Source organism: Segatella copri, from assembly GCF_015074785.1.
GTDB lineage: Bacteria > Bacteroidota > Bacteroidia > Bacteroidales > Bacteroidaceae > Prevotella.
The window spans coordinates 1,664,768-1,691,531 of the sequence record NZ_CP042464.1 but is presented as its reverse complement, the minus strand read 5'-3'; the positions used below and the strand labels follow the sequence as shown (position 1 = coordinate 1,691,531).

General features: G+C 43.8%; 23 protein-coding genes and 1 pseudogene. 13 read left to right on the top strand and 11 right to left on the bottom strand.

The window, feature by feature from the left end; genetic code table 11:
* Position 1 precedes the first annotated feature (1 nt).
* The 10 genes from FO447_RS07465 to FO447_RS07425 all read left to right on the top strand — a co-directional run bounded on the left by FO447_RS07465 (position 2) and on the right by FO447_RS07425 (position 16,630).
* Positions 2-3,019 (top strand): SusC/RagA family TonB-linked outer membrane protein, encoded by a 3,018-nt coding sequence (locus FO447_RS07465; RefSeq protein ID WP_200758298.1) that lies wholly within the window; start codon positions 2-4, stop codon positions 3,017-3,019.
* 57 nt (positions 3,020-3,076) lie between these two features.
* Positions 3,077-4,693 (top strand): RagB/SusD family nutrient uptake outer membrane protein, encoded by a 1,617-nt coding sequence (locus tag FO447_RS07460; RefSeq protein WP_117729487.1) that lies wholly within the window; start codon positions 3,077-3,079, stop codon positions 4,691-4,693.
* 97 nt (positions 4,694-4,790) lie between these two features.
* Positions 4,791-6,545, top strand: a complete 1,755-nt coding sequence (locus tag FO447_RS07455) for a glycoside hydrolase (protein ID WP_118200802.1) — start codon at positions 4,791-4,793, stop codon at positions 6,543-6,545.
* Between the two features lie 68 nt (positions 6,546-6,613).
* A complete protein-coding gene (locus FO447_RS07450) occupies positions 6,614-8,173 on the top strand; it encodes a glycoside hydrolase (protein WP_181975380.1) in 1,560 nt (519 codons plus the stop codon).
* Between the two features lie 118 nt (positions 8,174-8,291).
* A complete protein-coding gene (locus tag FO447_RS07445) occupies positions 8,292-10,658 on the top strand; it encodes a beta-galactosidase (RefSeq protein ID WP_200758296.1) in 2,367 nt (788 codons plus the stop codon).
* A 207-nt stretch (positions 10,659-10,865) separates the two neighbouring features.
* Positions 10,866-11,150, top strand: a complete 285-nt coding sequence (locus tag FO447_RS16000; RefSeq protein WP_228112419.1) for a hypothetical protein — start codon at positions 10,866-10,868, stop codon at positions 11,148-11,150.
* Entirely contained in the window at positions 11,147-11,611 is a 465-nt protein-coding gene (locus FO447_RS15995) for a hypothetical protein (RefSeq protein WP_234699085.1), read from the top strand. Before FO447_RS16000 ends, FO447_RS15995 begins: the two co-directional genes overlap by 4 nt.
* A 119-nt stretch (positions 11,612-11,730) precedes the next feature.
* Positions 11,731-14,502 carry a DUF3427 domain-containing protein gene (locus FO447_RS07435; protein ID WP_200758294.1) on the top strand — a complete coding sequence of 924 codons (2,772 nt, stop codon included), beginning with the start codon at positions 11,731-11,733 and terminating at the stop codon, positions 14,500-14,502.
* A gap of 27 nt (positions 14,503-14,529) precedes the next feature.
* Entirely contained in the window at positions 14,530-14,922 is a 393-nt protein-coding gene (locus FO447_RS07430) for a (deoxy)nucleoside triphosphate pyrophosphohydrolase (protein ID WP_200758292.1), read from the top strand.
* A 142-nt stretch (positions 14,923-15,064) separates the two neighbouring features.
* Positions 15,065-16,630, top strand: a complete 1,566-nt coding sequence (locus FO447_RS07425; RefSeq protein WP_200758291.1) for an ATP-binding protein — start codon at positions 15,065-15,067, stop codon at positions 16,628-16,630.
* A 249-nt stretch (positions 16,631-16,879) separates the two neighbouring features.
* On the opposite strand, the gene FO447_RS07420 is transcribed toward FO447_RS07425, so the two are convergent.
* Genes FO447_RS07420 through FO447_RS07405 form a run of 4 tightly spaced genes read right to left on the bottom strand, consistent with a single transcriptional unit; the run spans position 16,880 to position 21,281 of the window.
* On the bottom strand, positions 16,880-18,619 hold the full coding sequence (locus tag FO447_RS07420; RefSeq protein ID WP_200758289.1) for an LlaJI family restriction endonuclease: 1,740 nt from the start codon (positions 18,617-18,619) through the stop codon (positions 16,880-16,882).
* Positions 18,620-18,626: 7 nt separating this feature from the next.
* Positions 18,627-20,546 (bottom strand): AAA family ATPase, encoded by a 1,920-nt coding sequence (locus tag FO447_RS07415; protein WP_200758287.1) that lies wholly within the window; start codon positions 20,544-20,546, stop codon positions 18,627-18,629.
* 13 nt (positions 20,547-20,559) lie between these two features.
* Positions 20,560-20,964, bottom strand: coding sequence for a HEPN domain-containing protein (locus FO447_RS07410; RefSeq protein WP_200758285.1), 405 nt, complete (start codon positions 20,962-20,964; stop codon positions 20,560-20,562).
* Positions 20,955-21,281, bottom strand: a complete 327-nt coding sequence (locus tag FO447_RS07405) for a nucleotidyltransferase domain-containing protein (RefSeq protein ID WP_117587986.1) — start codon at positions 21,279-21,281, stop codon at positions 20,955-20,957. Before FO447_RS07405 ends, FO447_RS07410 begins: the two co-directional genes overlap by 10 nt.
* 255 nt (positions 21,282-21,536) lie before the next feature.
* Between FO447_RS07405 and FO447_RS07400 the strand changes: the two genes are divergently transcribed.
* A complete protein-coding gene (locus FO447_RS07400; RefSeq protein ID WP_118192440.1) occupies positions 21,537-21,809 on the top strand; it encodes a hypothetical protein in 273 nt (90 codons plus the stop codon).
* An 81-nt stretch (positions 21,810-21,890) separates the two neighbouring features.
* Positions 21,891-22,400: a very short patch repair endonuclease gene (locus FO447_RS07395; protein ID WP_200758283.1), complete on the top strand. Its 510-nt coding sequence runs from the start codon at positions 21,891-21,893 to the stop codon at positions 22,398-22,400.
* 142 nt (positions 22,401-22,542) lie between these two features.
* On the opposite strand, the gene FO447_RS07390 is transcribed toward FO447_RS07395, so the two are convergent.
* The 4 genes from FO447_RS07390 to FO447_RS07375 all read right to left on the bottom strand — a co-directional run bounded on the left by FO447_RS07390 (position 22,543) and on the right by FO447_RS07375 (position 24,914).
* A complete protein-coding gene (locus FO447_RS07390; RefSeq protein ID WP_117588196.1) occupies positions 22,543-22,920 on the bottom strand; it encodes a HepT-like ribonuclease domain-containing protein in 378 nt (125 codons plus the stop codon).
* A complete protein-coding gene (locus tag FO447_RS07385; RefSeq protein WP_022121250.1) occupies positions 22,895-23,191 on the bottom strand; it encodes a nucleotidyltransferase family protein in 297 nt (98 codons plus the stop codon). Before FO447_RS07385 ends, FO447_RS07390 begins: the two co-directional genes overlap by 26 nt.
* A 1,001-nt stretch (positions 23,192-24,192) precedes the next feature.
* A complete protein-coding gene (locus tag FO447_RS07380) occupies positions 24,193-24,762 on the bottom strand; it encodes a GNAT family N-acetyltransferase (protein ID WP_117728093.1) in 570 nt (189 codons plus the stop codon).
* Entirely contained in the window at positions 24,759-24,914 is a 156-nt protein-coding gene (locus FO447_RS07375; RefSeq protein ID WP_153113850.1) for a hypothetical protein, read from the bottom strand. Before FO447_RS07375 ends, FO447_RS07380 begins: the two co-directional genes overlap by 4 nt.
* Positions 24,915-25,279: 365 nt before the next feature.
* Here FO447_RS07375 and FO447_RS07370 point away from each other — a divergent pair.
* Positions 25,280-25,606: pseudogene (locus FO447_RS07370) on the top strand (PD-(D/E)XK nuclease family transposase); the annotation flags it as partial.
* 104 nt (positions 25,607-25,710) lie between these two features.
* On the opposite strand, the gene FO447_RS07365 reads toward FO447_RS07370, so the two are convergent.
* From FO447_RS07365 to FO447_RS07355, 3 genes are read right to left on the bottom strand one after another with little or no spacing between them, the layout of a single operon-like run.
* On the bottom strand, positions 25,711-25,962 hold the full coding sequence (locus tag FO447_RS07365) for a hypothetical protein (RefSeq protein ID WP_117588197.1): 252 nt from the start codon (positions 25,960-25,962) through the stop codon (positions 25,711-25,713).
* The gene (locus FO447_RS07360; RefSeq protein WP_117692194.1) at positions 25,943-26,431 is read right to left on the bottom strand and encodes a DUF3990 domain-containing protein; all 489 of its coding nucleotides are present in this window, start codon (positions 26,429-26,431) and stop codon (positions 25,943-25,945) included. Before FO447_RS07360 ends, FO447_RS07365 begins: the two co-directional genes overlap by 20 nt.
* Positions 26,428-26,679: a DUF3791 domain-containing protein gene (locus tag FO447_RS07355; RefSeq protein ID WP_117728104.1), complete on the bottom strand. Its 252-nt coding sequence runs from the start codon at positions 26,677-26,679 to the stop codon at positions 26,428-26,430. Before FO447_RS07355 ends, FO447_RS07360 begins: the two co-directional genes overlap by 4 nt.
* Positions 26,680-26,764 lie beyond the last annotated feature (85 nt).

Below are 26,764 nucleotides of genomic sequence, written 5' to 3'. Positions count from 1 at the left end.
TATGAACAAGAAATATATCATAGCAGCCATGGCAACCAGTTTCGCCCTCAATATGAACGCTCAGAGCGTGAAAGTGACGGGTAATGTCGTGGACAGCAACAACGAACCAGTTATTGGAGCATACATCAAGGTGAAAGGTAGCAACAGAGGTGCTGTTACCGACCTGGATGGTCATTATACCATCGATGCCGACAAGAACGCTACCCTTGTTATCTCATACGTAGGTATGGCAAACCAGGAAGAAAAGGTTGGCAACCGTTCACAGATCAACTTTGTGCTGAAGGACGATGCCAACGACTTGAACGAGGTGGTTGTCATCGGTTATGGTCAGGTAAAGAAGGGCGACCTCACCAGTTCTATCTCAGCCATCAAGGGCGACAAGCTGGAAAAGCTCTCTACCGGTAACGTGATGAACGCCCTTCAGGGTCAGGTGAACGGTGTACAGATCAGTGGCGCCGGTGGTCCTGGTGCTTCTCCTCGTGTCATCATCCGTGGTGTCACTACCGTGAATGGTTCTGATCCTCTCTACGTTGTAGATGGTATGCCTGTAGGTACCAACATCAACTTCCTCAACCAGAACGACATCGAGAGCATGCAGGTATTGAAGGATGCCTCTGCATCAGCTATCTATGGTACCCGTGCTTCGAATGGTGTGATTTTGATCACCACAAAAAAAGGCAAGAAGGGAGATGCCAAATTCAATGTCACAGCCACCGTAGGTCTCCAAACATTGAAGAAGCAGAATATGGCAGACTCTCAGGAATACAAGAAAGTGTTTGATGCTCGTTATACCAATGATGGCAACGTTTCTCCTTTCAAGGGAAGCGCTGATACCTATACAGACTGGTGGAAAGAATGTATCAACGATGTAGCCGTACAGCAGAACTACGACATCTCTTTCTCTGGCGGTAACGACAAGATGATTTACTCTGGAAGCATCGGTTACTACAAGCAGGACTCTCAGTACAAGGTAGGTCAGTGGCAGAAACTCTCTGCACGTTTCTCTACCGAATACAATTTCAATAAGATTGTCAAGGCTGGTGTTGACTTCACTCCTCGCTACGAGCAGTGGGATGACACCCCAGGACTGATGAGTGCCATCATGGCGATGGATCCAACTACTCCAGTGATGCGACCAAAAAGCGAATGGACCAGCAATCCATACAGCAACTATGACCGTTCGCACAACAACCAGGAATGGAACCCAGTGGCTTCTATGGCACGTATGGACTCTGGTGCTAGCGAATATGGATTGCTCGCAACTCCATACGTAAGTCTCACCCCAATCAAGGGATTGACCATCAAATCAGCATTCGGCTTGAACGCCCGCTTCCGCAGAACCGATTCGTTCAACGTTAACTTCTTCATCGACAACCTGGAGCAGAACCAGAACAACAATGCTACCAGAAAGATGGAGAACTGGGTGGACTGGAACTGGACCAACACCGTGAACTACATGACAACCCTCAACAAGAAACACAACATCAACTTGATGGGCGGTTACACTATGGAGCGCTTCCAGGACTACTGGGCTAATGCTTACTCAGAGAACATTCCAAATAATGATGAGTCTCTGCGCTACCCTAGTTCAGGAACCAAGAACCCGGCAGCTACGGGTACCGACAGCTTCACTTCGCTGGTATCTTACCTGGGACGTGTAATGTACAACTACGCAGAGAAGTACTACCTCACAGCATCTATCCGTGTGGATGGTTCTTCCAAGTTCTCCAAGGACAACAAATGGGCTACCTTCCCATCTGTATCTGGAGCTTATCGCCTTACCAGCGAGGAGTTCATGAAGAACCAGAAGGTGTTTGATGACATCAAGATCCGTGCTGGTTGGGGTAAGGTTGGTAACCAGAACATCGACAACTCGGCATATCTCAGCTCTATCGGTACAACAACCTATGTATTCGGTGGAACTCCAAACCGCATCATCGGTTCTACTGTGAGCGGTATCGGAAACACTAACCTGAAGTGGGAAACCGTGGAGGACTGGAACGTGGGGCTTGACCTCGCTCTTCTCCAGAGCCGCCTGAAGATTACAGCGGATTACTTCGAGAAGACATCTCACGATATGCTGATGAAGAAAGACAACCTCCTCATCCTCGGTTACCCAATGTGGAACGGACAGATGTGGGAGAACGTAGGTAAAATGAAGGCATCTGGTTGGGAACTTGGTATCAATTGGAACGACCAAATCCAGGACTTCACCTACGGCGTAGGTCTGAATCTTTCTCAGGTGAAGAACAAGGCAGTGAAACTGAATGGTGACTACATCTGGACAGGTGGATTCAGTGGCGACTACATCGTTCGCAATGCCGAGGGCGAATCTCTCAGCCAGTTCTGGGGTTACAAGACAGCAGGTATCTTCCAGAACGAGACAGAAGTGAAGTCATACACCAACGAGCATGGCGAGTCATTGCAGCCAAATGCCAAGCCAGGTGACCTCCGCTTCGTGGATTTGAATAATGATGGCGTTATCGACAGCAACGATAAGACTCATATCGGTAATCCATTCCCAGACCTCATGGTAGGTTTGAACCTGAATGCGGCATACAAGGGCTTCGACCTCGTAGCCAACTTCTACGGAACCTTCGGCAACGACATCTTCAACAAGAACATCGGTCGCTATGCAGGAACCGACGGTCAGAATGTATATGCCGGCACTTACGACAAGACCTGGAGAACCGACAACACAGGTGCAGAATACCCTCGCCTCTCTGTCAACGATTCCAACATGAACTACAAGCGAGTAAGCGACTTCTTCGTAGAGGATGGTTCTTACTTCCGCTGCAAGTTGCTCCAGATTGGTTACACCTTGCCTAAGCAGTGGTTCAACAACAAGCTGAACTTGCGTTTGTCATTCTCAGCTCAGAACCTCTTTACCATCACCAACTACTCTGGTGCAGATCCAGAAGCAGCATCAATGGGTAAAAGTGTAACAGAGGCAGGTATCGACTACACAGGTTATCCTAACCCACGTACCTTCCTCTTCGGTTTGAACATGAGCTTCTAATCGCAGGGAATATACATTATTATAATATATGTAATCATTAAAATAAGAAACAAGATTATGAAAAGATATATCATAGGTTTGACCTTGGCTTCTGCCTTGACTATGGGCTTGACATCTTGCTCCGACTTCCTTGAGGAGCCTATCCGCGGTCAGCAGGATATGGAGAACTACTTCACCACCGAGGAAGAATGTGAAAAGCAGATTACCGGTTGCTACAACTTCATCGCATGTGATGACTGGTGGCAGATTTACAAATTCTACAACCTCTGCAACATTACCACCGATGATTGCTGGATGGGTAACACCACACAGGACCCGGGTGAATATAGAGCAGCAGCCATGTTTACCGGCAACACCATCGACTTGGGTAATGCTGTACAGAACTTCTGGCAGTATCGCTACAAGGGTATCACCCAGTGCAACATCGCCATCGAAAAGATTGCACAACTGAAATTCAACGACGAGAAGTATCAGAAGCGACTGATTGCCGAGGCTAAGTTCCTCCGCGGTTTCTACTACTTCGAACTGGTGAAGAACTTTGGCGGTGTACCATTGGTAATGTCACTCAAGATGCCTTCTGAGGTTCAGGGTATCACCCGAGCTACCAGCGCAGAAACCTACGCTCAGATTGAGCAGGACTTCAAGGATGCCCTCGCCGATCTTCCAAAGAAGGCAGAGCTATCTGCCAACGACATCGGTCGTGCTACCAGCGGTGCTGCCAAGGGTATGTTGGCAAAGGCATATCTCTACCAGGGTAAGTATGCTGAAGCTGAGCCTATCCTGCAGGAACTCACCTGCCGTGGCTCTCATGCCAGCGGAACACCGGAATATGAACTGATGGATGACTTTAGCCAGGTTTGGAACATCGACTATAACAATGGCAAGGAGAGTCTCTTCGAGATTCAGACCAGTGATGATACCCAGTATTCTCTGGGTGAGCGCTACTCTGTCTTGGTTGGTTCACGTGACGACGCTGGTTGGGCATGGGGTCTTCCTACCAGCAACCTGGAAAAGGCTTTCAAGGATGCAGGAGACGAGATTCGACTTCGCTATACCATCCTTCACGATGGACAGACAGAAGTTCCTGGTGACCCAACATGGAATGAGGACAACCCATACGTGATTTCAGCCAGCAAGCATAAGTCTGGCCGTTGCAACATGAAGCTCTTCATCCCAGTGAACAGGCGCCCTAGTCCATACGATGCACCTCACAATCCATTGAACATCCGCTTGCTCCGCTATGCAGAGGTATTGCTGATGTATGCAGAGACAGAGAATGCTCTCAATCACGACAGTGAGGCACAGTGGGCACTCAACAAGGTACGCCAGCGTGTTCAACTTCCAGAAGTTACCGCCACAGGTACAGCCCTTCGTGATGCTATCCGCACCGAGCGCCGTCTGGAGCTGGCACTTGAGGGGACCCGCCTCGACGACCTGCGCCGCTGGAAGATGGATGATGGAAAGACAATGATGGAACACGTATTCGGTCCTAACGGTACTTTCGTGAAGTACAACATGGAGGAATCTACCGACCCATACGAGACCACCAACCAGCAGGAGAACAGCAACGAGGGTATCAACTTCCAGGCACCTCGCGACCTTCTCTTCGCCATCCCTAACTCAGAAATTACCATGAGTAACGGAACCATCAAGCAGAACGAAGGTTACAACTAAAATATCAAAGGGGCAGGACAAATCTCTTGTCCTGCCCCTTTTCTTTCATAAAAATATTGTTATCCATACACTTTAATTATATATAAAGCCTCAGCAAATGAAAAAAACATCCATCTTCAGCCTCACAGCTGCCTTGATGATGACTGCCAACTTATATGCGCAATCATCATATAAGGTCACCGTAAACCCCAACATCTGCTATCAGACCATAGCAGACTTCGGATCAAGCGACTGTTGGACAGCCGATTTTGTGGGCAAATATTTCAGTGATGCAGAAAAAGAGAAATCGGCGAAATGGCTCTTCAGCCAGGAAATGGATGCCGATGGTAACCCAGAAGGCATCGGTCTCTCAATGTGGCGCGTAAACCTGGGTGCCGGTTCAGCAGAACAAGGCAGCCAAAGCGGCATCGAAGACATCACCCGACGTGGCTACTGCTATCTAGATGCCAATGGCAACTACGACTGGACCAAGTCGGCAGGTCAACAATACTTCATGCAGCAAGCCAAGAAATATGGAGTAGATCATTTTCTGCTCTTCTCCAATTCAGCCCCAGTACAGTTTACCAAAAACGGCAAGGCATGCGCCAACAAGGGTGTGAGCGGAAGCAATCTCGCAGACAATCACTATGCCGACTTTGCCAAATTCCTCACGACAACAACCAAACACTTCACCGACAAAGGCTACAACATAACCCTCATTGATCCGGTAAACGAGCCACAATACGATTGGACTGAAGGTCAGGAAGGTTCACCATGGACCAACGAGTGCATCGCCAAGCTCGCCCGAGAGTTGGACAAAAGCATTACCGACCAGGGACTCTCTGCCCAGATACTCCTGCCGGAAGCCTGCCAATGGAAGGCACTCTATCAAGACGGAACCGAGAAGAGAGCCAACAACCAGATAGAGGCTTTCTTCAATACCAGCAACAGCAGCACCTACATTGGCGACTTGAAAAACCTGAAAAGAGCCATCGCTGGTCATAGCTACTGGACCTTCGGCACGAATGCCGACCTGAAGGACATCCGTCAGAACGTATGGAACAAGGCTCAGGAATACAATCTCGATGTATATCAAACCGAATGGAGCATGCTCGATAAGGAGCCATCCACTTCAGCAGGTTTCCCTTCCAGTTACGATGCAGCCAGCTATATGGACATCTCGCTCTATATGGGTAAGCTTATCCACTGCGATCTCACCTACGGCAATATGGCATCATGGAGCTACTGGACCTCTTTCGCACAAGAGAAATGGGGACAGAAGAACCGCTTCTATCTCTTGCGAATGAATACCCAGGGCGATAACAACAACGAGAGCTATGGTGATATCCAGAACGGCGGTACCATCACCGACAACAGTAACCTCTGGGTACTCGGCAACTACAGCCGTTTCATCCGCCCTGGTTACAAGCGTATCGACCATATCACCAATAAGGAAGAAAATCTCAATAAGCTTCTGGGATCTGCCTATCTTTCTCCAGATGGCAAACGAATCGTTTTAGTATATGTAAACATGATGGCATCACAAAACAGTGTACGCATCAACATTGAGGGACAGAAGGCAGCCAAGGATATCAACGTTTACCGCACATCTGCGAAAGAAAACCTGAAGCACATCAAGAGCAGTTTCAGTCTGGATAAGCTGATTGCCATCCCAACCAAGAGCGTTGTAACCATCGTGATTGATTTCGAAGATGCCATCAATACTGGCATTAGCCATATCAAGGCAGATAAGGCCGGTAGCAATGACATCTACAGCATCGAGGGCAAATTGGTTCGCAAACATGCAGATTCTACAGAAGGACTCGCCAAGGGTATCTATATCCAAAACGGAAAGAAATTCGTGATAAAATAACAGCAAGGGCATCCATCTGCTTTTGAACAACTCATCAAACATAAAATTCTATTATGGCACATAATTATATGAAATACGGTGCTTTATCTGCATTGCTCATCGCCAGCATCAACATGCAGGCAGCACAGGAAGGAACAACCCGTTATACCATCCTTACCCAAAGCCCGGAGCAGCACATCCAGCACTTCGGTGCCAGCGATGCATGGAGTATGCAGTTTCTCGGTCTATGGTCAGAGAAACAGCAGGAGCAGATTGCCGACTGGCTCTTCTCTACCGAGAATGATGCCTTAGGCAAACCTAAAGGCATCGGCTTGTCTATCTGGCGATTCAATCTGGGAGCCGGAAGCGAGGAACAGGGAGAGGCTTCGCAGATTCAGCCGGGCACAAGAACCCAATGCTTTCTCAATGCTGACGGCACCTACGACTGGAGCAAACAGGCTGGACAGCGCAAGTTTCTCAAGCTCGCCAAGCAGAGAGGTGTGCCTTATTTCCTCGCCTTCTGCAACTCAGCACCCGTGTTCTATACCAAGAACGGACTCGCAACCAACACAGGGCGCGGCGGCACCATCAATCTGAAGGATGATTGCTACGGCAAATTCGGAAAGTTCATCGCCACATCTCTCAAAGGCATCGAAGAGCACGATGGCATCCACTTCAACTACATCAGCCCTATCAACGAGCCGGATGGACATTGGAACTGGACAGGACCGAAGCAGGAAGGAACCCCAGCCACCAACCGCGAGTTTGCCAAGGTGGCAAAGGAGGTAAGCAAAGCATTGGTAAAAAACAAGCTCAACACCGAGATTCTCATCAATGAGTCGAGCGACTATCGCTGCATGCTTGGCACCCACATGGCCGACTGGCAGCGAGGCTACGAAATCAACTCCTTCTTCACCAAGGACAGTACGCAGACCTATCTGGGCAAGACCAAGCAACTCCTCCCTCTCATCGGTGCTCATAGCTACTGGACCAATACCCCTATCCCATACATGAGAGAAATCAGAATGAAGATTAGGGAAGCATGTAAGCAGAAGAACATCAAGTTCTGGCAAACAGAACTCTGCATCATGGGCAACGACGAGGAGATTGGCGGCGGAACTCCTTACGACTTCTCGATGAAGACAGCCCTCTATGTGGCTCGTGTCATCCATCATGACCTGGTATATGCCAATGCCGAGAGCTGGAGCTGGTGGCGTTCTGCAGGCGGTGACTACCGCGATGGACTCATCCGCATATACAGCAAGGATGGATGGAAGAGCGGCTGGGCAGTAGATTCCAAGTTGATGTGGGTACTCGGCAACTATTCCCGCTTTATCCGTCCAGGTGCCCAGCGCTTCGATATCGCTACAACTTCTGCCGACGGAAAGCAGATAGAGGAAGGCTACAACGACCCTTACGGAGTAATGTGTTCTGCCTATCAGAATGCCAACGGCAAATGGGTGATTGTGGCAATCAACTATTCTGAGGATGTGAAGCCTGTCAACTTCCAACTCGATAATCATGAGCAGAAAAACTGGCAGATGTATCGTACCAGTGACATCTCTTCCGAGAGTTTAGCGCCTATTGGAAGTTGCGATGGAACCACGCAGTTGGCTCCACGAAGCATTACGACTTTTATGCAAAAATGATTGAAATAGTCCCTTTTTAACGAAAAATCCCCTTTATTGAACGATTTTTATCCTTCATAAAGGAGATTTTCCGTTATCTTTGCAAATGTTTTATCAAGAATACTAAAAAATAAGTATAATGACAGTAACAACTTCAATCAAGACATTAGCCTTTGCCTCACTATTGGCACTGGCACCGGCTCAGATGATGGCGGCACAAAAAGGTGGCACCTTCACTACCGGCGACAAGACATTCCTTCTCAATGGCAAACCTTTCGTGGTTAAAGCTGCCGAGTTACACTATCCTCGTATTCCTCGTGCCTACTGGGAGCATCGCATCAAGATGTGCAAGGCTCTTGGCATGAATACCGTCTGCCTCTATGTGTTCTGGAATATCCATGAGCAGGAGGAAGGCAAATTCGACTTCACTGGCAATAACGATGTGGCTGCTTTCTGCCGCCTCGCTCAGAAGAACGGCATGTATGTCATCGTTCGCCCGGGTCCATACGTTTGTGCAGAATGGGAAATGGGTGGTCTGCCTTGGTGGCTCCTCAAGAAGAAGGATATCCGTCTGCGTGAGCAGGATCCTTACTTCATGCAGCGAGTAGAAATCTTCGAGAAGGAAGTGGGCAAGCAGCTGGCTCCACTCACCATCCAGAATGGTGGTCCTATCATCATGGTTCAGGTGGAGAACGAATATGGTTCTTACGGCAAGGACAAGCCATACGTAAGTGCCATCCGCGACATCGTCCGCAAGAGCGGATTTGATAAGGTAAGCCTCTTCCAATGCGACTGGTCATCCAACTTCCTGAACAATGGTCTCGATGACCTGACTTGGACCATGAACTTCGGTACGGGTGCCAACATCGACCAGCAGTTTAAGCGTCTCGGCGAGGTTCGTCCGAATGCTCCCAAGATGTGTTCAGAGTTCTGGAGTGGCTGGTTCGACAAGTGGGGAGCCCGCCACGAGACCCGTCCTGCCAAGGATATGGTAGAAGGAATGGACGAGATGCTGAGCAAAGGCATCAGCTTCTCTCTCTATATGACCCACGGCGGAACCAGCTTCGGCCATTGGGCAGGTGCCAACTCTCCTGGTTTCCAGCCAGACGTAACCAGCTATGATTACGATGCCCCTATCAACGAATGGGGATTGGCTACGCCTAAGTTCTATGAACTGCAGAAGATGATGGCGAAATACAACGACGGCAAGAAGTTGCCAGCCGTACCTAAGGCTCCGATGCAGATCATCAAGGTACCAGAGTTCAAGTTTACCGAATACAAGCCATTGAGCTATGGTATCGGAAAGGAGAAAGAAAGCAACGCTCCTCAGTGCTTCGAGGATATGGATATGGGATGGGGAACCATGGTTTACGAGACCCAGGTTCCAGCCATCGAAAGTACATCAACCCTTACCGGCGAGTTCCACGATTTTGCCCAGGTATATGTGAACGGAAAGTATGTAGGCAAGATTGACCGTGTAAAGAATGAGAAATCACTCGAATTGCCAGCCATGCCACAGGGTGCACAGCTCACCATCGTAGTAGAAGGTATGGGAAGAATCAACTTCGGTCGTGCTATCAAGGACTACAAGGGTATCATCGGCAACGTAACCATCACTACACAGAAAGAGGATTGCGAACTTGCCCTCACCTCTACCCGTTGGAACAACAGCAGCATTGCTGATGATTACCAGACTGCAGTCAAGGCACTCACCATGCCAACCAACAAGATGCGCGGTCTCCAGACCAAGGCGGGTTACTATCGCGGCTACTTCAACCTGAAGAAGGTGGGCGACACCTTTATTAATATGGAGGCATTCGGCAAGGGTCAGGTTTACGTCAACGGACATGCCCTCGGTCGCTTCTGGCAGATTGGTCCTCAGCAGACCTTATATCTTCCAGGCTGCTGGTTGAAGAAGGGCAAGAACGAGGTGATTGTTCTCGACGTTGTAGGTCCTAAGGGTGAAGCAGGAAAGCCAGGTTCTACCGTGGCTCCTACCGCTTTCTGCCAGGATCATCCGGAGCTCGACAAGCTGAATCTCGAAAAGAGCAACAAGCATAACGAGCCAGGTCATCGCATGGATCTCAATTCAGAGACTCCTGTATTGAAGGGCGAGTTCAAGGCTGGCAACGGCTGGCAGACCATCAAGCTCGACAAGCCTGTAACCGGTCGCTACTTCGCCATCCAGGCAGAAAGCAGCCAGAGCGGTGACAGCCAGATTGCCATCGCCGAGGTTTATCTGCAGGATGCACAGGGCAACCGCATCGACCGCAACAACTGGGTAGCCTTCTATGCCGACAGCGAGAAGGGCAACTCAACACTCGACAAGATGTTTGACTTGCAGGAGAGCACTTACTGGCAGACCGAGAAGGGTGCCAACTTCCCACATCTCGGCATCGTGGATATGGGCAAGGAAGTTACCATCTCTGCCTTCGAGTACTTGCCACGTGCCGAGCAGGGTGCTCCAGGCAGCGTGAAGGCATTCAAGCTCTATGTAAAGAAATAAATGAAAAGAGGGAGACGGAAAGTCTTCCTCTTTTTTTTATTTTGTTTTTTATATATTATTATTCTACAATGCTGCGTTAAATTAACATTTAATCGTCTGTAAATCAATAACTTATATTGAGAAATGCTTATGAAAGCTTAACTATAAAAAGTTGGTCAAGTCGCTGATTTTCAGTAACTTTGCAAATCACGACAAACGCAAAATTATATGAATACAGGACTTGACCAATATATGGATATCTTTAAAGATGCAGTTGAAGATTCGGCTGCAAAGTTAACAAAAAGTTTCGAGAAAATACTCATCGAGGTGATAATTTTGTTCATGGTAATACCAAGAAAGATAAATTTCACCCAAATGGGGAGGTATGGCTCGCATGTTGAGCAAACCTATCGCAACGCATTCGGCTTAAAAAAGTCGAAAAGCATTGACTGGCTCAAACTTAATGTCTCACTTGCCAAGCGCTTCTTTGGTAAACAGGGAAGATGGAGATGAAAGATATAGAAGGAACAGCTTATACTTTGATAGCCTATTCCAAGGCACTCAGGTGTAAAGTTAGACTTGTCATCTGGCAGATGCCGAATGGCAAGAAGAAACTATTCTTCTCTACAGACCCCTCACTTTCGGGTGAAGAGGTACTTCTTTATTATAGAACCAGGTTCCAGATCGAATTTTGCTTTCGTGACGCCAAAGGCTATACTGGTCTTATGGACTGCCAGGCTCGCAATAAGTGGAAACTCGATTTTGCTTTCAATGCTTCGTTCACATCACTAAATGTTGCCAAGGTAACTATGAAGGAGCTGGGAATGGAATATTCTATGTCTTCATTCAAGTCACTGATGACCAACATTTATCTGGTGAAACGAATTTTTAAAGCAAGCGGGTACACCCCGAACCGAACTTTAATTAGCAAGATTTTCAAAGATCTCTCGTGCTTACAGCGTATAGCTGCTTAGCACATTATTGAATTATTAACGAACTATTGTAATAAATAAGCCGAAAAAAATAGGAGAAAAGATGATGTAAATGGATTCTTTTTTGTACTTTTGTACGCAATTAAAGAAATGCAAGACTTATGGAATCTAGATTCTTGACCAATTATACAGAGACAACCTTCCTGTCTACCATTCAGATGAACTTGCGCCGCTGCAAGTCATTTGCTTTTTCAGTCAGCTTTATCAAGAAAGCCGGCCTGGTACTCTTGGCTAAAGACATTAGTGCTGCTATAGAGCGTGGAGCTAAAGGAAGAATTATCACTTCTACTTATCAGAATTTTACCGATGTAGAATCGTTAAACTACTTTTTGAGTTTGGCACAACATCCTAATTTTGAGTGTCATCTGGACGATGAATGTTTCCACGATGAGAAGAACTATTTTACTAATGGTTTCCATTCTAAAGGCTATATTTTCGAACTGGAAAATGGTATAGAAATGGTTGTAGGTTCTTCTAATATCACACGCTATGCTTTGCTGAAAAACATAGAGTGGGATTTGGTGGTGAATTGCGAGCATGATACCGAGGCTTATCTTGATGCAATGAATGAGTTTGAAAGCCTATGGAATCAGACGTATGAATTATCGCAGGATAGAATTAAAGAATATTCTACCAAACTCAGTTTTGCTATTGAGCATTGGGATATGGATTATGATATGGCGGATTCTGAAATCAAACCTAATTATATGCAGCGCAAAGCACTTAGGGAATTGAACAGGTATCGTGCCATCGGTCAGGAAAGGGCTTTGGTGATTTCTGCCACAGGTTCAGGAAAGACGTATCTGGCAGCATTCGATGCGCTCAATTTTAACCCCGACAGATTGCTCTACATCGTACATGAAGGCTCTATCTTGAAGAAATCCCTGGAGACATTCCAAAAGGTCTTTGGCGGCTCTAAAACCTGCGGTCTGTATAATGCGGAGGCAAAGGAAACAGGTGAGGATTTCCTGTTCTCTACCAATGTTTCGATGTGCCGTTCGCTCGAACTCTTTGATAAGAAGGAATTCAATTATATCATCATCGATGAGTGTCACCATGCTGTAGCAGACAGTTATCGGAAAATCATCGACTATTTTGAGCCGGAGTTCCTGCTGGGCTTGACAGCTACCGAGAACCGAATGGATAATCAGGATGTAGTAGAGATTTTCGGCAATAATATCCCATACGAGTTGCGGCTTCGTGATGCCATCATCAATGATCTGATTGTGCCTTTCCACTATTATGGTATTCGTGACGAACTGGTTGATTATGGGTTGACAGCATCTGGCGAACGCCGTTTGATTTCGCAAATTTCTACACCTGAAAACTGCGAGTTTATCCACCAGCAGATAGAGAAGCATCGAATGGGAGACCAGAAGCTGAAGGCGCTGGCTTTCTGTAGAAACATCCAGCATGCCAGAATGATGGCTGATAATCTGGGTGATTATTACCATACAGCTTCCTTGAGCGGTAAGAACAAGACCGGTGAACGTATTCGTGCTTACAATGATTTACAGGATGAAAACCGGGATTTGGAAATCTTGTTTGCTGTAGATATCCTGAACGAGGGTGTGGATATTCCTGGTGTCAACATGGTGCTCTTTCTGCGCCCAACGGAATCGAGTACCATCTTCTTGCAGCAATTGGGTCGAGGTCTTCGTAAGTATACAAACAAGCCTTATGTTACGATACTCGATTTCATTGGCAACAGCTATAAGCGTAGCGTTCATATAGCCTTGGCGCTAGGCAGTCTTTCCCGCAATTCTATTTTGGAAAAGAAACTCTTAAAGTTCATGGTAAGGAATGATTTCAAGAGCTTGGGCTTGGATAAATATGGCGTTGAGGTACACATCGATGACCTTTCCAAAGAGGAAATCATCGACAAGATTGAGAGCGAGAATTTCAACCGCATCAACTATCTGAAGATGGATTATCAGAACTTCAAGGCATATCTGAAAACTCCGTCTTATCCATCGCACATGGATTATATGAATAGTGATTATGCTCCTAATCTCTTGAAATTCATGAAGATAAAGATTGGCTCCAAGAAAACCAATTCTTATTATGGTTTCTTGAAGGGTATAGAAGAAGAGGGCTTGCCGGTATTCTCAGAAGAGCAGATTGCTTGTATCAATTATCTGTCTAGTCTTTTGCCTTTGGTAAGAGAGCATGAGTATTTGGTAATCAAGAATTTACTGAACGGAGAGTCTTCTTTATCTCGTATTGAAGCCAATATCCAGGAGGAGATTCCTGGTTTCAAGCATGAGCAACTGGAGCACGCTTTGCGATTCCTGCAAGAGGGATTTGCTGTGAAGATAGAAGCGGATGAAGTGCATTTGTGTGGCGAAAGAGAAGAAGAATATGAGGCATATCTGCAAGATTTGCTTAACTATGGTTTGACGCAATATGAGGCAAGATATGCTGACACGAAAGAAGATTTCCTGTTGTGGCAGGATTATCGTCAGGACCAGGTGCTCTTGAAAATCCTGGAGAATCCGAAGCACAATCAGTATGGCACTTACTATAAGGATGGCAATATGTATGTATTTGCTGGTTTAAAGAAGGATGCCTCGCTGGATGAACATTTGAAGTATAATGACAAGTTCTTGTCGCCAGATGTTTTCCAGTGGGAAAGTATTAATGATATTTCAGACAAGGACGAAGCTAAACAGAAAGCCGCTAAGAGAGTCTTTGTGTTTGTGAGGAAGGTAAATATGGAGAATGGTATCACCCTGCCGTACACCTATGTAGGAACGGGTCATTTGGAGAATCCGAGAAAGAATGTAACGACGAATGGTTCTATATTGTATGATATCCACATGGACAATCCGTTGTCGCAGGAATTGCAGGAAGACTTCCAGTGGATGGAGTAAATGATATTTTAATAGCAGATAAGAACAATGAAACATTATAATGTAGTAGCAGCCGTGGTTTGCCATGATGGCAAGTATCTCTGCATGCAGAAAGACAAGACAAAGTTTGATTATACCAGCTATAAATGGGAATTTCCTGGTGGCAAGATAGAGCCTGGTGAAACTCCTCAACAAGCGCTGGCTCGTGAGCTGATGGAGGAGATGGAATATCCGGTAGAAGTAGGAGAGGAGTTGGTAACTGTGAATCACGAGTATCCTGATTTCTCGATAACCATGACTGCCTTTCTGTGTACGCCAAAAGGCGATGCTAATGGGTTCAGGAGGCGTGAGCACGCTGGTAGCAAGTGGTGCAGCAAAGATGAGCTGAAAGGGCTCAACTGGGCTGCAGCGGATGTTGGGATAGTTAGAATTTTGCTATAAAATACTCGATGGCAGCTAACAAGTCATCGAGATTGTTCTTGATGACATCTAGCACTATTAGGACGAATAGACATGTTTTTATATCGCTATTACAAAGACTATTTACAAGTCGTGTAGCAATTAATTAAAATAAAGAATAGAAATGAGATTTGACATACATACATTGATTGGCGAGGCGACAGCCTACGACAAGAAACAACAGATAGAAGCCAAACGACCTAAGAGTTGGCTCAAAAGTGTATCTGCCTTTGCTAATGGTGAAGGTGGCACGCTTGTATTTGGCATTACTGATGACGACCAAGTAGTAGGACTTGAAAATGCGGAACAAGATGCTGAACTCATCAGCGAAGCCATCAAGTCTAAGTTGGATCCTATCCCAACCATCAATTTGGAATTTCAGGAAATTGAGGGGAAAAAACTGATTTTATTGCATATAGCCTCTGGTGATGAGACTCCTTATTATTATATAGGTGACAAACAACGTGTCGCCTTCATCCGCATAGGAAACGAATCAGTTGTAGCAGACCGCATCCAATTGAGAAATCTTGTTCTTAAAGGAACTGGCAAGAACTACGACAGTCTTGCCGCACCATACAGATTTGATGATATGTCATTTACCAAATTGAAATCAGTACATTTCAAACGCTTGGGACGCTCTTTTGAGGATTCTGAGTTCACATCATGGGGTATCATCGACACACAAGGAAAACTTACCAACGCAGGCGCACTAATAGCAGATGACTCTCCTATCCGTCAATCAAGAATATTCTGTACAAGATGGAATGGGCTTGATATGACAAGTGGATTGGGCGAAGCTTTGGATGACGCAGAGTTTGAAGGAAGTGTCATTGGACAATTGCAAGATGCCGTAGCATTTGTCAGAAATAACTCGCATAAGAAATGGTGGAAAGAAGCTACTTACAGAGAAGAACTTCCAGACTATCCTGAACGTGCCGTAACAGAAGTGATAAGTAACGCCATCATTCATCGCAATTATTTAGAACTTGGCAGTGAAATCCACATTGACATATATGATAATCGAATGGAAGTATATTCACCAGGTGGTATGATGGACGGAAGTCTTATCCAACATCTTGATCCAATGAACGTACCTTCTAAACGTCGTAATCCTCTCCTTGCAGATTTCTTCAATCGACTTGAATTGATGGAACGCAGAGGGAGTGGCATGAAGAAGATTGTCAAGGAATACAAACATTTTGAAAAGTTCCCTGGGTACAAAGCACCAGAATTCAAATCTAACTCTGGAGAATTTCATGTGACTCTATGGAATCTCAATTATGACGAGAAACAGTTCGCCAACTCAGGAAAACAGTTCGCCAACGACTCAAAAGAGTTCGCCAACTCAGAAAAACAGTTCGCCAACGACACAAAAGAGTTCGCCAACTCAGAAAAACAGTTCGCCAACGACACCAAAGAGTTCGCCAACGAAAAGAAAGAAACAGCCAAAGAAGTCAAGCAAAGAAAAGAGTTCGTGAAGGCTAAAAGAGCCATCTACAAACTTATCACTTCTAATCCAAAGGTGACAACTGCGCAAATAGCAGAAAAACTAAACGTATCAACACGCCAGGTACAAAAATACCTCAAACGATTGATAGAACAAAATCTGATTGTGAAAGAAGGAAGTAGAATAAATGGTTCGTGGAAAATTCTCGATGAAGAATATACGGATTTCTTTGGACGCATATAAAATTGAATACATTCGTAGATTTGGAATTAGAAAAATTACGGCTCAGGGGAGGTTGTCTATCCACGGACAATCTCCCCTGAGCCGATTTCTCGATAACCATGACTGCCTTTCTGTGTACGCCAAAAGGCGATGCTGATGGGTTCAGGAGGCGTGAGCACGCTGATAGCAAGTGGTGCAGCAAAGAAGAGCTGAAAGGGCTCGACTGGGCTGCAGCGGATGTAGGGATAGTGGCAAGTATCTTATAATATATTAGCCTATCCTGTCATCATCCGATAAGGCAAATCCCTCTATATAGAATTTCTCCTTAACATCGTTTATGATAGCTTCTTTCTGCTCCTCGTTGGAGTCTTCTTTCTCGAACGCAAGTATCAGATAATCATTGGATTTCGTTGGCGAGAATATCTTGCCGATAAGCTTTCTGAAATTCCGGCTGACGAATTCTTCTACTTGCGTATCTTCTTTCGGCGTGAGGCGATAGAAGTCGTATCTTTCGTCCAGCATCTTCTGGATTTCATCACGGAACATCTTGCGAACCCGGTTTTTCCAGGCGAATTTCTGGTGCTCGTTATGACGGGCATACAGAGATACTACATAGAGGAAGTTGACATCGTAGTGGAAGACGAGAAGGGTGTCGCGGTCGAACAGGCGGTCGTTGAAATGCTGGGTGTTGAAGCACTTATGTTCCCTGTCGGTTGACGAAATCTGGTCTGAGAAAGAGAGATTCTCTGCCATCTTTGCGCTGATGAAGAAGTTCGGAATGATGTTGTAGCCTTCCGTCAGGTCATCGCGAAGCTTGGGTACGTTGCCAAAATTACGCTTGTCGTATTGCAGTTCTTCATCGTCCTTATCGTCGTTCATAAAGAGGTTCAGGTTCCACTGGATGATGTTTCTGGCGTACGTAAACTGCTTATACACAGATTCTTTGCCGATGGAATGACCTAGCTTGTAATATTTGCTGTCGCCGATGTAATAAACTGGCTCCTGATTTCTTGTTGTAATCAGGTTCTGGTAGCTGTACAAATGGTCTATGCGCTTGCCGTCAGCCTGTTCTTTCAGTCCGGCTGGAATGTTCTTCTCGCCTAGAAGTTCATCAATAATGGCCTCGAAAACGATATTGAAACTCTTAACCAGAAGATACTCCTTGCGTTCCTGCTGGATGTTCATGCGCTTGGCGTTGTCAAAGAAATCATAGCATAGTTGCCAGAGGTGTAAAGCCTTGTCTGAGAAGTATTTATACTTAATCTGGAGCAGTCTAGTCTTCCCTAATCCATCCAGATAGGTCTTGAAACGATAGCCTGTTATCAGCTGGAAATTGCAGTTGATATGATTGGCGAAGCCGTATCTTTCGCTGATATAATTCAGTATGGAATAGAAGATAATCAGGAGTTCTTCATCAAAATTAATCTGCTTTTTCCTGTTGACAGGATGGGGATAAACAGGGCTGTTTTTGCTGATGATGGCTCTCGTGGTGGCTATGGTCTTTGACCAATGAATGCGGTTGTAACCGGAATGGATGTTCTTCAGGATGAAGAAGATGAAATCCTGGTTATGCTTGTTGAAGTCGATGAGAGCCAGCAGAATATCGAGAAATGTGTTGTTGATTTGTCTGTTACTTTTACCGAGGCACGCTATTTTCTGGTGATAGACAATGCCGTTTCTGGTGGTATTGTTGTAAACTTCGATGGTGCGGTAAATCCAGACAGAGAACTCATAGATGAAGTCTTTCTCCTGTTGAGAGAGTGGGTTGTTCTGGTTCAGGTTGACGATGGTTTCCGGGGCGTATTTGCCGAATACTCTTTCGCCCTCTGGGGTGTCTTCGAGCAGTACTTTCGGCAAAATAAAGACGCAATCGTTGAGCTGGGTATTGTAGTAATACCCAACGTAGTTGATGCTGACGTTGCCATCAATGTCCTGCATGGCGTCGATGCCGTGCAGAACATCCCTAATCTGTTCAGCCTGATACTGATGTTCTTCTATGAGGATTCTCATAATGTCTTTATTTTGTTGGTTCTACTGTCCAGCCTTGTTCTTTTGCAAATTGGATAATAGAATCAATGTTTGTTATATTCCACCAATTGCTTACATAAAACTCGACTCCATCAGAAGAATAGAATTTTCTTTTTTTATAAAAGCCATAGGCTCTTTTCTTGTAACTATCTATAGCGTTTTCTATTTCCTGACGAGTGACTATTAATCCTATGAGTTTCAGTTCCTTTCCAAGCATCGAGTCTGGGAAGGTTTCTTTGATTTTAGAATATTTCATCTCGGGATGTTCCTTCAGATATTGTTTAATGATGGAAATACCTAAGTCACCTTTGCCAAGCGGTTCAGAGCCATTGAAACTATATTTTGTTTTATCGTTGCCTTTAGTTTCATTGTTGCTTGGGACAGCATCAATTTTTTCCTCTTCTTCTCCTTCTTCTTCTGAAATGTATTCCTCCACTCCCAAATTCGCCAAGAACTGCTCAACGATAGCTATATCAACGTTAGTTTTGCCGTTCTTATCCTCATAGAATCGGTCGAAAGACAGAATCTTGCCTTCTTCATCCTGAAAGTCCTTATCATCGAATCCATAGTCCTTGAACACATCATTCCAGAGATAGAAAATAACCTTACTAACGAACAAGTCGGCATCGATTTCGCCATCCTTTGCCTTGCAGAAGAAATAGCCGAGCTTCTTGTCTTCTGAATTGGTAAGTGAACCAATCAGCTCATTAACCTTGCTGATAAATGACCACCAATTGTATTGCTTATCACCCGTGTTGATGTACCAGTTGAGAGGAGCGTTGGTTTCTTTGTCACGACCTTCACGAATAGGCACATACTTCCAATCCCAGCGGCGCTTAAAGGCTGAGTCAATAGGGAAGAGACTCTGGTCGCTGGTGTTCATTGTAGCCCAAATATAGAGGTTTGAAGGCAGAACAAGGCGCTCTCCCTTCATGATGAGGTTTACCATATTGGCTTCGCCATAGAGCTGGTTGATTTCGTCTTTATTCGTAATCTCCCATCCCGCAAATTCCTTTTCGAGATACTTCTGCATATCCTTATCTGCAACGATAGGATAATCAGAAAAGCCATATTCGTTGCGATCGAGCAATTGGAACAGATCACCAAAGATTTGGGCACAATTGCCTCGGTTTATTTCTTCGATAATAAGAAATTGCTTCTTTGATGCCTTATTCTTAGTGAAAATTTCTGGAGTATCGAGAAGTGCTGGGTGGATTCTATTATAGCTTTTATCGCTCTTTTCACTCTTTTTGCTACCAAGTTTCTTCCACGCTTCAACATAGGCTTCGAGAAAAGCCTGAGGAATGAACTTATAGGCAATTCTTTCTTCCTTTACGACTTCCTTTGTATCGTCATCGATGACCTTTTTCCCATAGCAATCTCGGAGATCAACTTCTTCTGTAATAGGTTTATAAGTACCTACAAAAGAGGCGTAATCAGAGTCTGGATGGAATGTAGTACGAATCACGCTCTCTCCGAAAGTCAAGTCCTTGATGGTCTTTGATTTGCCTGTGCCAGGAGCACCATAGTAAATCTGCTGAAGGCCTGTAGTCTTAAGCAAATGGTTTTCTGCACGAGAAGATTCTGCTGGATTCCCTTTTCTGACGAGTTCGTTCTTTGGGTCAAGAACCATCTTAGCCATCGCTGTCAACGTAGCGTTGTAGCCATATTCATATTTATCAATGTCAGACAGTTCTTTGAGTTCTACTCTGGCATCCTCAGCCTTTTTGTTGGGGTTTTTTCTATAGTAGTCTATAAATTCTCCCAGCAATTGCTTGGATATGGTACGAATACTAAAGCTGCCTTTGCTCCCTGATTTTACCAGATAGCAAAGTCTGTCTTTATCAGCAATTATAATGCGCCCGTCAGTAGATTGGTCGCCAACCATAAGTTTATCGTAATCTTCCATGTTGTTTTGACTTCTATTGTTTTTCCTTGATAAGTTTGATGATGCTATTTAAAAAGTCATGAGCGGGGTGTAGCATATTTTCTACGTCAGAATTACTAACATCATATTCACAGTTATAATCAGCTTTCATTCTTAATTGTTCCATCCTGGAGAAAAATGCACCAAGTTCTTTGTCAATTTTACCTGTCTTAACGAAATTCATACCAAATACGCCTAAAGTACCAGCATGAGTATGTGCCGAAAGCCCATAATGTATTAATAGTGCCTGAGCAGCATGGAAACAAGAATAGTAAAACCTATTAGCTGCCAAATCCCATAATCCCATAGAAAGCATTTGCTCTGCTTCTGCTATAAATCTTTTTGCTTTTTCCAGACGAAGTTCTACTAAAGAACTTCTTTCATCGTTTGTTAGCCCCATAAACTTACTCCTTCCTTTTCTACATTTTTATAAAATGGTGTAATCTTATATTTCTGCCACTCCTTAGCGGAATACATTACTGGGTTTATTTCTTTTCCTAAATCCCAACCTAGTTCGGTAAGAGGATAGGTAACTTTGTCATAATCAGAAGGAAGAAGCTGTTCCTTGTCTAAGATAACAAGAATGTCCCAGTCGCTATCATCTCTAGCGGTACCTCTAGCTTGTGAGCCAAAAAGTATCGCTTTCCCGTATGGTGGCATATTCTTTGCCAGGCATTCACGGATGGCTGTCAATGTAAGTTCTTGTTCCTTCTTCATATTGCAAAGATAAAATAAAAACCTGAAACTACCAAGTAAAAACCTTCTTTTTTATGAATTATTACACGATTTATGAGAAATTACTGATAAGCTTATATTTCCTTTGCCATCTTTTTTTCTGCAAAATAAGAAATATTTCTCCTTTATGCAAGTTTTTGGGCTTTTTCTTTTGTGTTTTCATGAGAAAAGATTAATTTTGCCAATGAATGGTGTTAATTGATATAAGAATTGTTTCTTTTAATAGAATTAAATAATATGAGTATATTGGACAAAATACCTTCTTTGGCAGGAAATGAACTCTTCCAGAAACTTGCTGCGATAGAGGACATTACTGCACTCTGCAAGGAAGATCAAGAGAAATATGATGATGCAATCAAGGTGATGCGTGACCATATTGCAGCTTATAAAGGAGCTATCATAGAGGCTAAAATTGAAGTAGCTAAGAATATGCTGATGGAAAACGAGCCTATTGATAAAATCGCAAGATATACAGGGCTTGCCAAGGAGGATATTTTAAAACTCAACTAATATTTGAACGATGTTGCTGGTAAGTGTGACCTCGTTTTTATTTCTAAGTTACGTTAAAAGAAGTCTTTGTAAATAAAGAGTATGTCGGACCGTTTGACCATAGAACAGCGCTACAACAATATGGCGGCAATAAGGGGCAGGGATACCAAACCGGAGATTCTTGTCAGGAAATTTCTGTGGAGTAGGGGATTCAGGTATCGGCTCAATCACCCGCGGTTGCCGGGCAAGCCGGACATCGTGCTGAGGAAATATCGCACCTGTATTCTGGTGAACGGGTGCTTCTGGCACGGACATGAGGGGTGCAAATATTATGTGGTGCCGAAATCGAACACCGGATTCTGGATGGAGAAGATCAGGAGGAACCGGGAGAGGGACCATGAGGTGCTGCACCGGCTGGCTGAAATGGGATGGCATACCATCGTGATATGGGAATGTGAACTGAAGCCGGCGGTAAGGGAGAAGACGCTGGAGTCGCTCGCCTTTACGCTGAACCATATCTATCTGGAAGATCATCATATCAGAAGATATGAATTGCCGGAAGAAGTGCCGGAAATGGTGGCGGAGCCGGAGGCGGAAAGACGAGAGGAATAGGCAGGGATTTCACGGATTTTTTAAGGCTTTTGCCCTTACAGGGCGCAAGGCGGATTGTGCTTATACCCAGGGTGTTACCCTGGGCTAGGTGCTTCTGGGCCTTCAGCCCGTAAGGGGGGAAGTGACTAGAGCAGCACAGATCTCAGAATTTTGATATAAAATAATTTATAGCTGCTAGTAAGTCATCGAGATTATTCTTGATGACGTCGAACACGATGTCTCCATCAATATCAAAATAGCCATGTGCTATATGGTTGCGAATGCCAATAACATCTTGCCATGGTATTTCTGGGCGCTCATTTAGTAGGCGAGATTGAGTTAATCTGTCAATTTGTTTAACTCCCTCTCCAATTGCTTCGATAAGCATACAGCTAGCTGCAAGATTCTTCATTCCTTCTGGTGTACAATAGTAATCGTCAACAGTCTGTACATCTTTGTTCCAATCTTGCAATTGTTTTATGGCTTCCTTAATTTGTATTAAGGTTCCAATAATTCTATTTGATGATGTATATTCCGTCATGTTCTATTTCTTTAAGGAGGAATGGATTGATATGCTTGTGCAATCTTACAATGTCAACAGAACATTCCAGCAGGTTTTCTAGAAAACGTTTCAGTCTTACTACAAGGAACATTTTCGGTTCCATATCTACGCATATATCAACGTCACTACCTTCTTTCTGTTCGTTTCTAGACACAGAACCGAAAAGGCGTAATGATTTAATGCCGAAGTTCTTTTTTAGCTCTTCGGCATGAGAAGTGATGAGTGATATATAATATTCCCTTGACTTCATAATTATCGTTTTTGTTTCTACCGCAAAGATAGTGCAAATCGAGTGCAGAACATCAAGCTTGCTTGAATGTTTTGCCGAGATGCAGCCTATCTTCTGCAAAGATAAAATAAAAACCTGAAACTTCCAAATTAAAGCCTTCTTTTTTATGAATTATTACACGATTTATGAGAAATTACTGATAAGCTTATATTTCCTTTGCCATCTTTTTTTCTACAAAATAAGCAATATTTCTCTTTTATGCAAGTTTTTGGGCTTTTTCTTTTTGGGGGTTCATAAGAAAAAAATAATTTTGCGGATGAAAAGTTATGATGGGATTGAAGAAATCCCTTTTTAAAAAAGATAGAGTAATATGTCAGACCGTTTAACCATAGAACAGCGCCACAACAATATGGCGGCAATAAGGTATTGCCATCGTTCGTCAAATCCTTAGTATACAATAAGTAGCGTTGTGACACCACCTTAGAGTATTTATTTTCTATTGTTTACGAAATCTTTAACTTCTTGATTTTATGCCTTTTGGCGGTGCAAAAATACAAAAATATTAGAAAATACGCAAATCTTTTTAGCTAAAATCTTGGAAAATACGCAAATCTTTTTAGCTAAAATCTTGGAAAATACGCAAATCTTTTCGGTCTGTAAGGGCAAAAGCTTTAAAACTCCAGACAAAACATAAAGCTTTTGCCCTTACAGGGCGCAAGGCAGATTGCGCTTATACCCAGGGTGTTACCCTGGGCTAGGTGCTTCTGCCCCTTCAGGGCGTGTAGGGGGGCAAGGTATCTAAAGTACCGATGCACAGACCTTGCGGAACCAGTCGAGTTTCTTGCCGCTCATTTCTGCTATGGATAAGTTCTCTTTGTTCACATCTTCTGGCTCAAATTCATAATAAGAATCTTCGGTAGGGAGATAATCCTCTGGAAGATCTTCTATGGAGTGGGCCTGGAAATTGTGGTGATTTTCAATTCCCTTCGTCCGGTGCCCGTTGGTTCAGGGCGTGTAGGGGGTTATTCCTCCGGCCAAATTGTTTTGTACATTGGCCAAACATCCATTTGGGGAACTGGAGTCAATTTTGCAAATTGATTTTTTTCATAGAAACCTACTGCGCTATAATCAGAGGTATGCCAAGCTCTTACAGTCAAGAAGACGCAACCGGCATATCTTTGGTTTCTAGCCATCGAAGCTATTTCTTCAATTAAGGCTGAACCTAGGTGTAAACTTTGAAATTTTTGTTCAATAGCTAAGTAGGCAATTTCTAAAGCGGGATAAGTATATTTTTGTTCGAATTGTTCTCGGAATGTTTCTTTTACTGCTGGCAAATCGGTTCCTGCTGCCCCCATACGCATATCATCAAAATCATCTGAATCAATGTCAACAGAGTCGAATGCTAAGGCGAAAATTGCAACAATCGTGTTGTTTGCTTTTAAGCGGACACAAAATGTCTTACAATAATGACTCTCTTCACAATCTTGTAAGTGATTATGAAGAAAGTCATCCATTTTGTCTTTTCCTGTATAGAAATTTATCAACTCTTCAAAGTCTGATAAAAGTTCTATTTTATATTCTTCTAAATTCATTCTAAATTCCACTCAAATTTATATGGATAATTTGATGTTTTTGTGGCATCGTCTTTCTTTGCTTTTGCACCGATGGATGCAAGAGCGGCTTTACGAACGGCTTGTGCGTATTTGCCTTTAGCTAAAACTTTTGGTGCATTTATTCCTAACATAATTATATAATTTAAAATGTTTGTGATGCAAACGTGCGCAATGAAAGCTTGCTTTCAAATTGCCGAGTGCAGCTTTTCTTCTGCAAAAATAAGCAATATTCCTGTAACTTCCAAATATTTAGCTGGTTATTTTATTCTTTTTAGTATTAAAACGAGTATTTGACGGGTTATGGTGATGATTTGTCAGTTCAAAATTCATCAAGCAAGAATGAAAATTCTTAAATTCTTAAATTCTTGATTCTTAAAATTATACCAAGTGCTTGATTCGTTTTTCGTCAAGAATTAGAGAATTTTTCTTAGTTAATTTCTTGGAAGTTACGAAAGAAAAGCGTATCTTTGCAACGTGAGTACATAAGGAAGAGTGTACTACGTTTTTAGATTGTTGGATTTATAATTTGAAGCATATGGAGACTTTAGAAAAAATGCCTTTCGAGGCTCAGCATAAGATATTCAAAAGACTGGCAGAAATCGCCGACTCCAAGACTCTGACCAAAGAGGAACAGGAGAAATACGACAACAGCATGATGGTCATGTGGGACAATTATGCGGTATTTAAGCATGCTGTGGAAAAAGAAGCCAAAAAGAAAAGCAAAGAGATTGCTTTGAAGTTGTTAGCGCGCAATACTCCATTAGATGATATTGCCGATCTCACCGACTTATCTATCGAAGAGATTAAGAAATTGGAACAATAAAATTAACAAAGTTGAGTTAGGAACCAATAATTTGAAATCGTCAGCAACCTGCTGACGATTTTTGGTTTTACAATGAATCCGAGAAAAGTTCCGCAAACTGCGGCTTAGTACCCTCTCTGCTTCTCGTAAATGAAATCATCGGCGATGTAGCCATTGCTCATGAGATACAGGCCGGTGCGCTTATCGTGGAGTTGGGCACAGGTCTTGCTGCGATAGAAAAGATCAAGAGCCAGAGCTGGAGATATTTCCAGGCGTTGTGACAGTTCGTATGCTACGCCACCTATCTGATAGCTGAGAATCATTTCTTGAATCTCAGGTGTCTTTGTGTTGATCTGTTTATATTTTTTCTGTTCCATTATATACTAAGTATTTATTGATGAGAGTTTGATTGAGTAAGCAAATCTGATTGTTGGGCTTATGAAATATTAACTGCTGTAGGGCTGATTCTGCATCGTAAAAACCTGTCATGTATAGGTTTACGGTATCGATTACTCGGTCGTTAGCGATACCTCCTTCTACATAATCGTAATCTCTGGCAGGGTTTTCGCCCCGTCTGTTGCCCACGATGAAGTCTAGCCAGTCTTTATCGTATGCGGTAAATATCTTGCAGCGAGCTTCTGCAAGAATAGCATCCCTATCTAGAGTGTAGATATTGAGTAGGGGTTGTGCTGCTCTTTTTTCGGCTATGGTTTTAGCCCATTTGATTGCCTGATTCTTTAAATCGGTTACATAGAAGCCTTGGCCAAAGTCTAACCTTGGTCTTACAACATGATTAAGTGGAGCTTCTATAATTTCTGTAGCTCCATGATAAACAGTTATTTTCATCTGTCTTTCTTCTCCCAATTAGTTAGACACTCAATGATATCTTCTATAAGATACTCTCGACTTTCGGTGTGGAGCGTATCGTAGTGGGGCAGAATGAACTTGTTGATTAAATCAACCTTTCTCATTCTTTCGTATATTTCAATATATGGTACCCCGAGCTTTCTTGCAGCTCCCTCAACGCATGAAGCAGCGAATGCGAGCTTGATTTCTTCTAGGGGTAATTGTATTCTGTTGTTTTCTTGTTTCATATTTTCGTCCTTTCCTGCAAAGATAATGCAAAAATAAGCAATATTTCTCTTTTCTGCAAGTTTTTGGGGGATTTCTTTTGTGTTT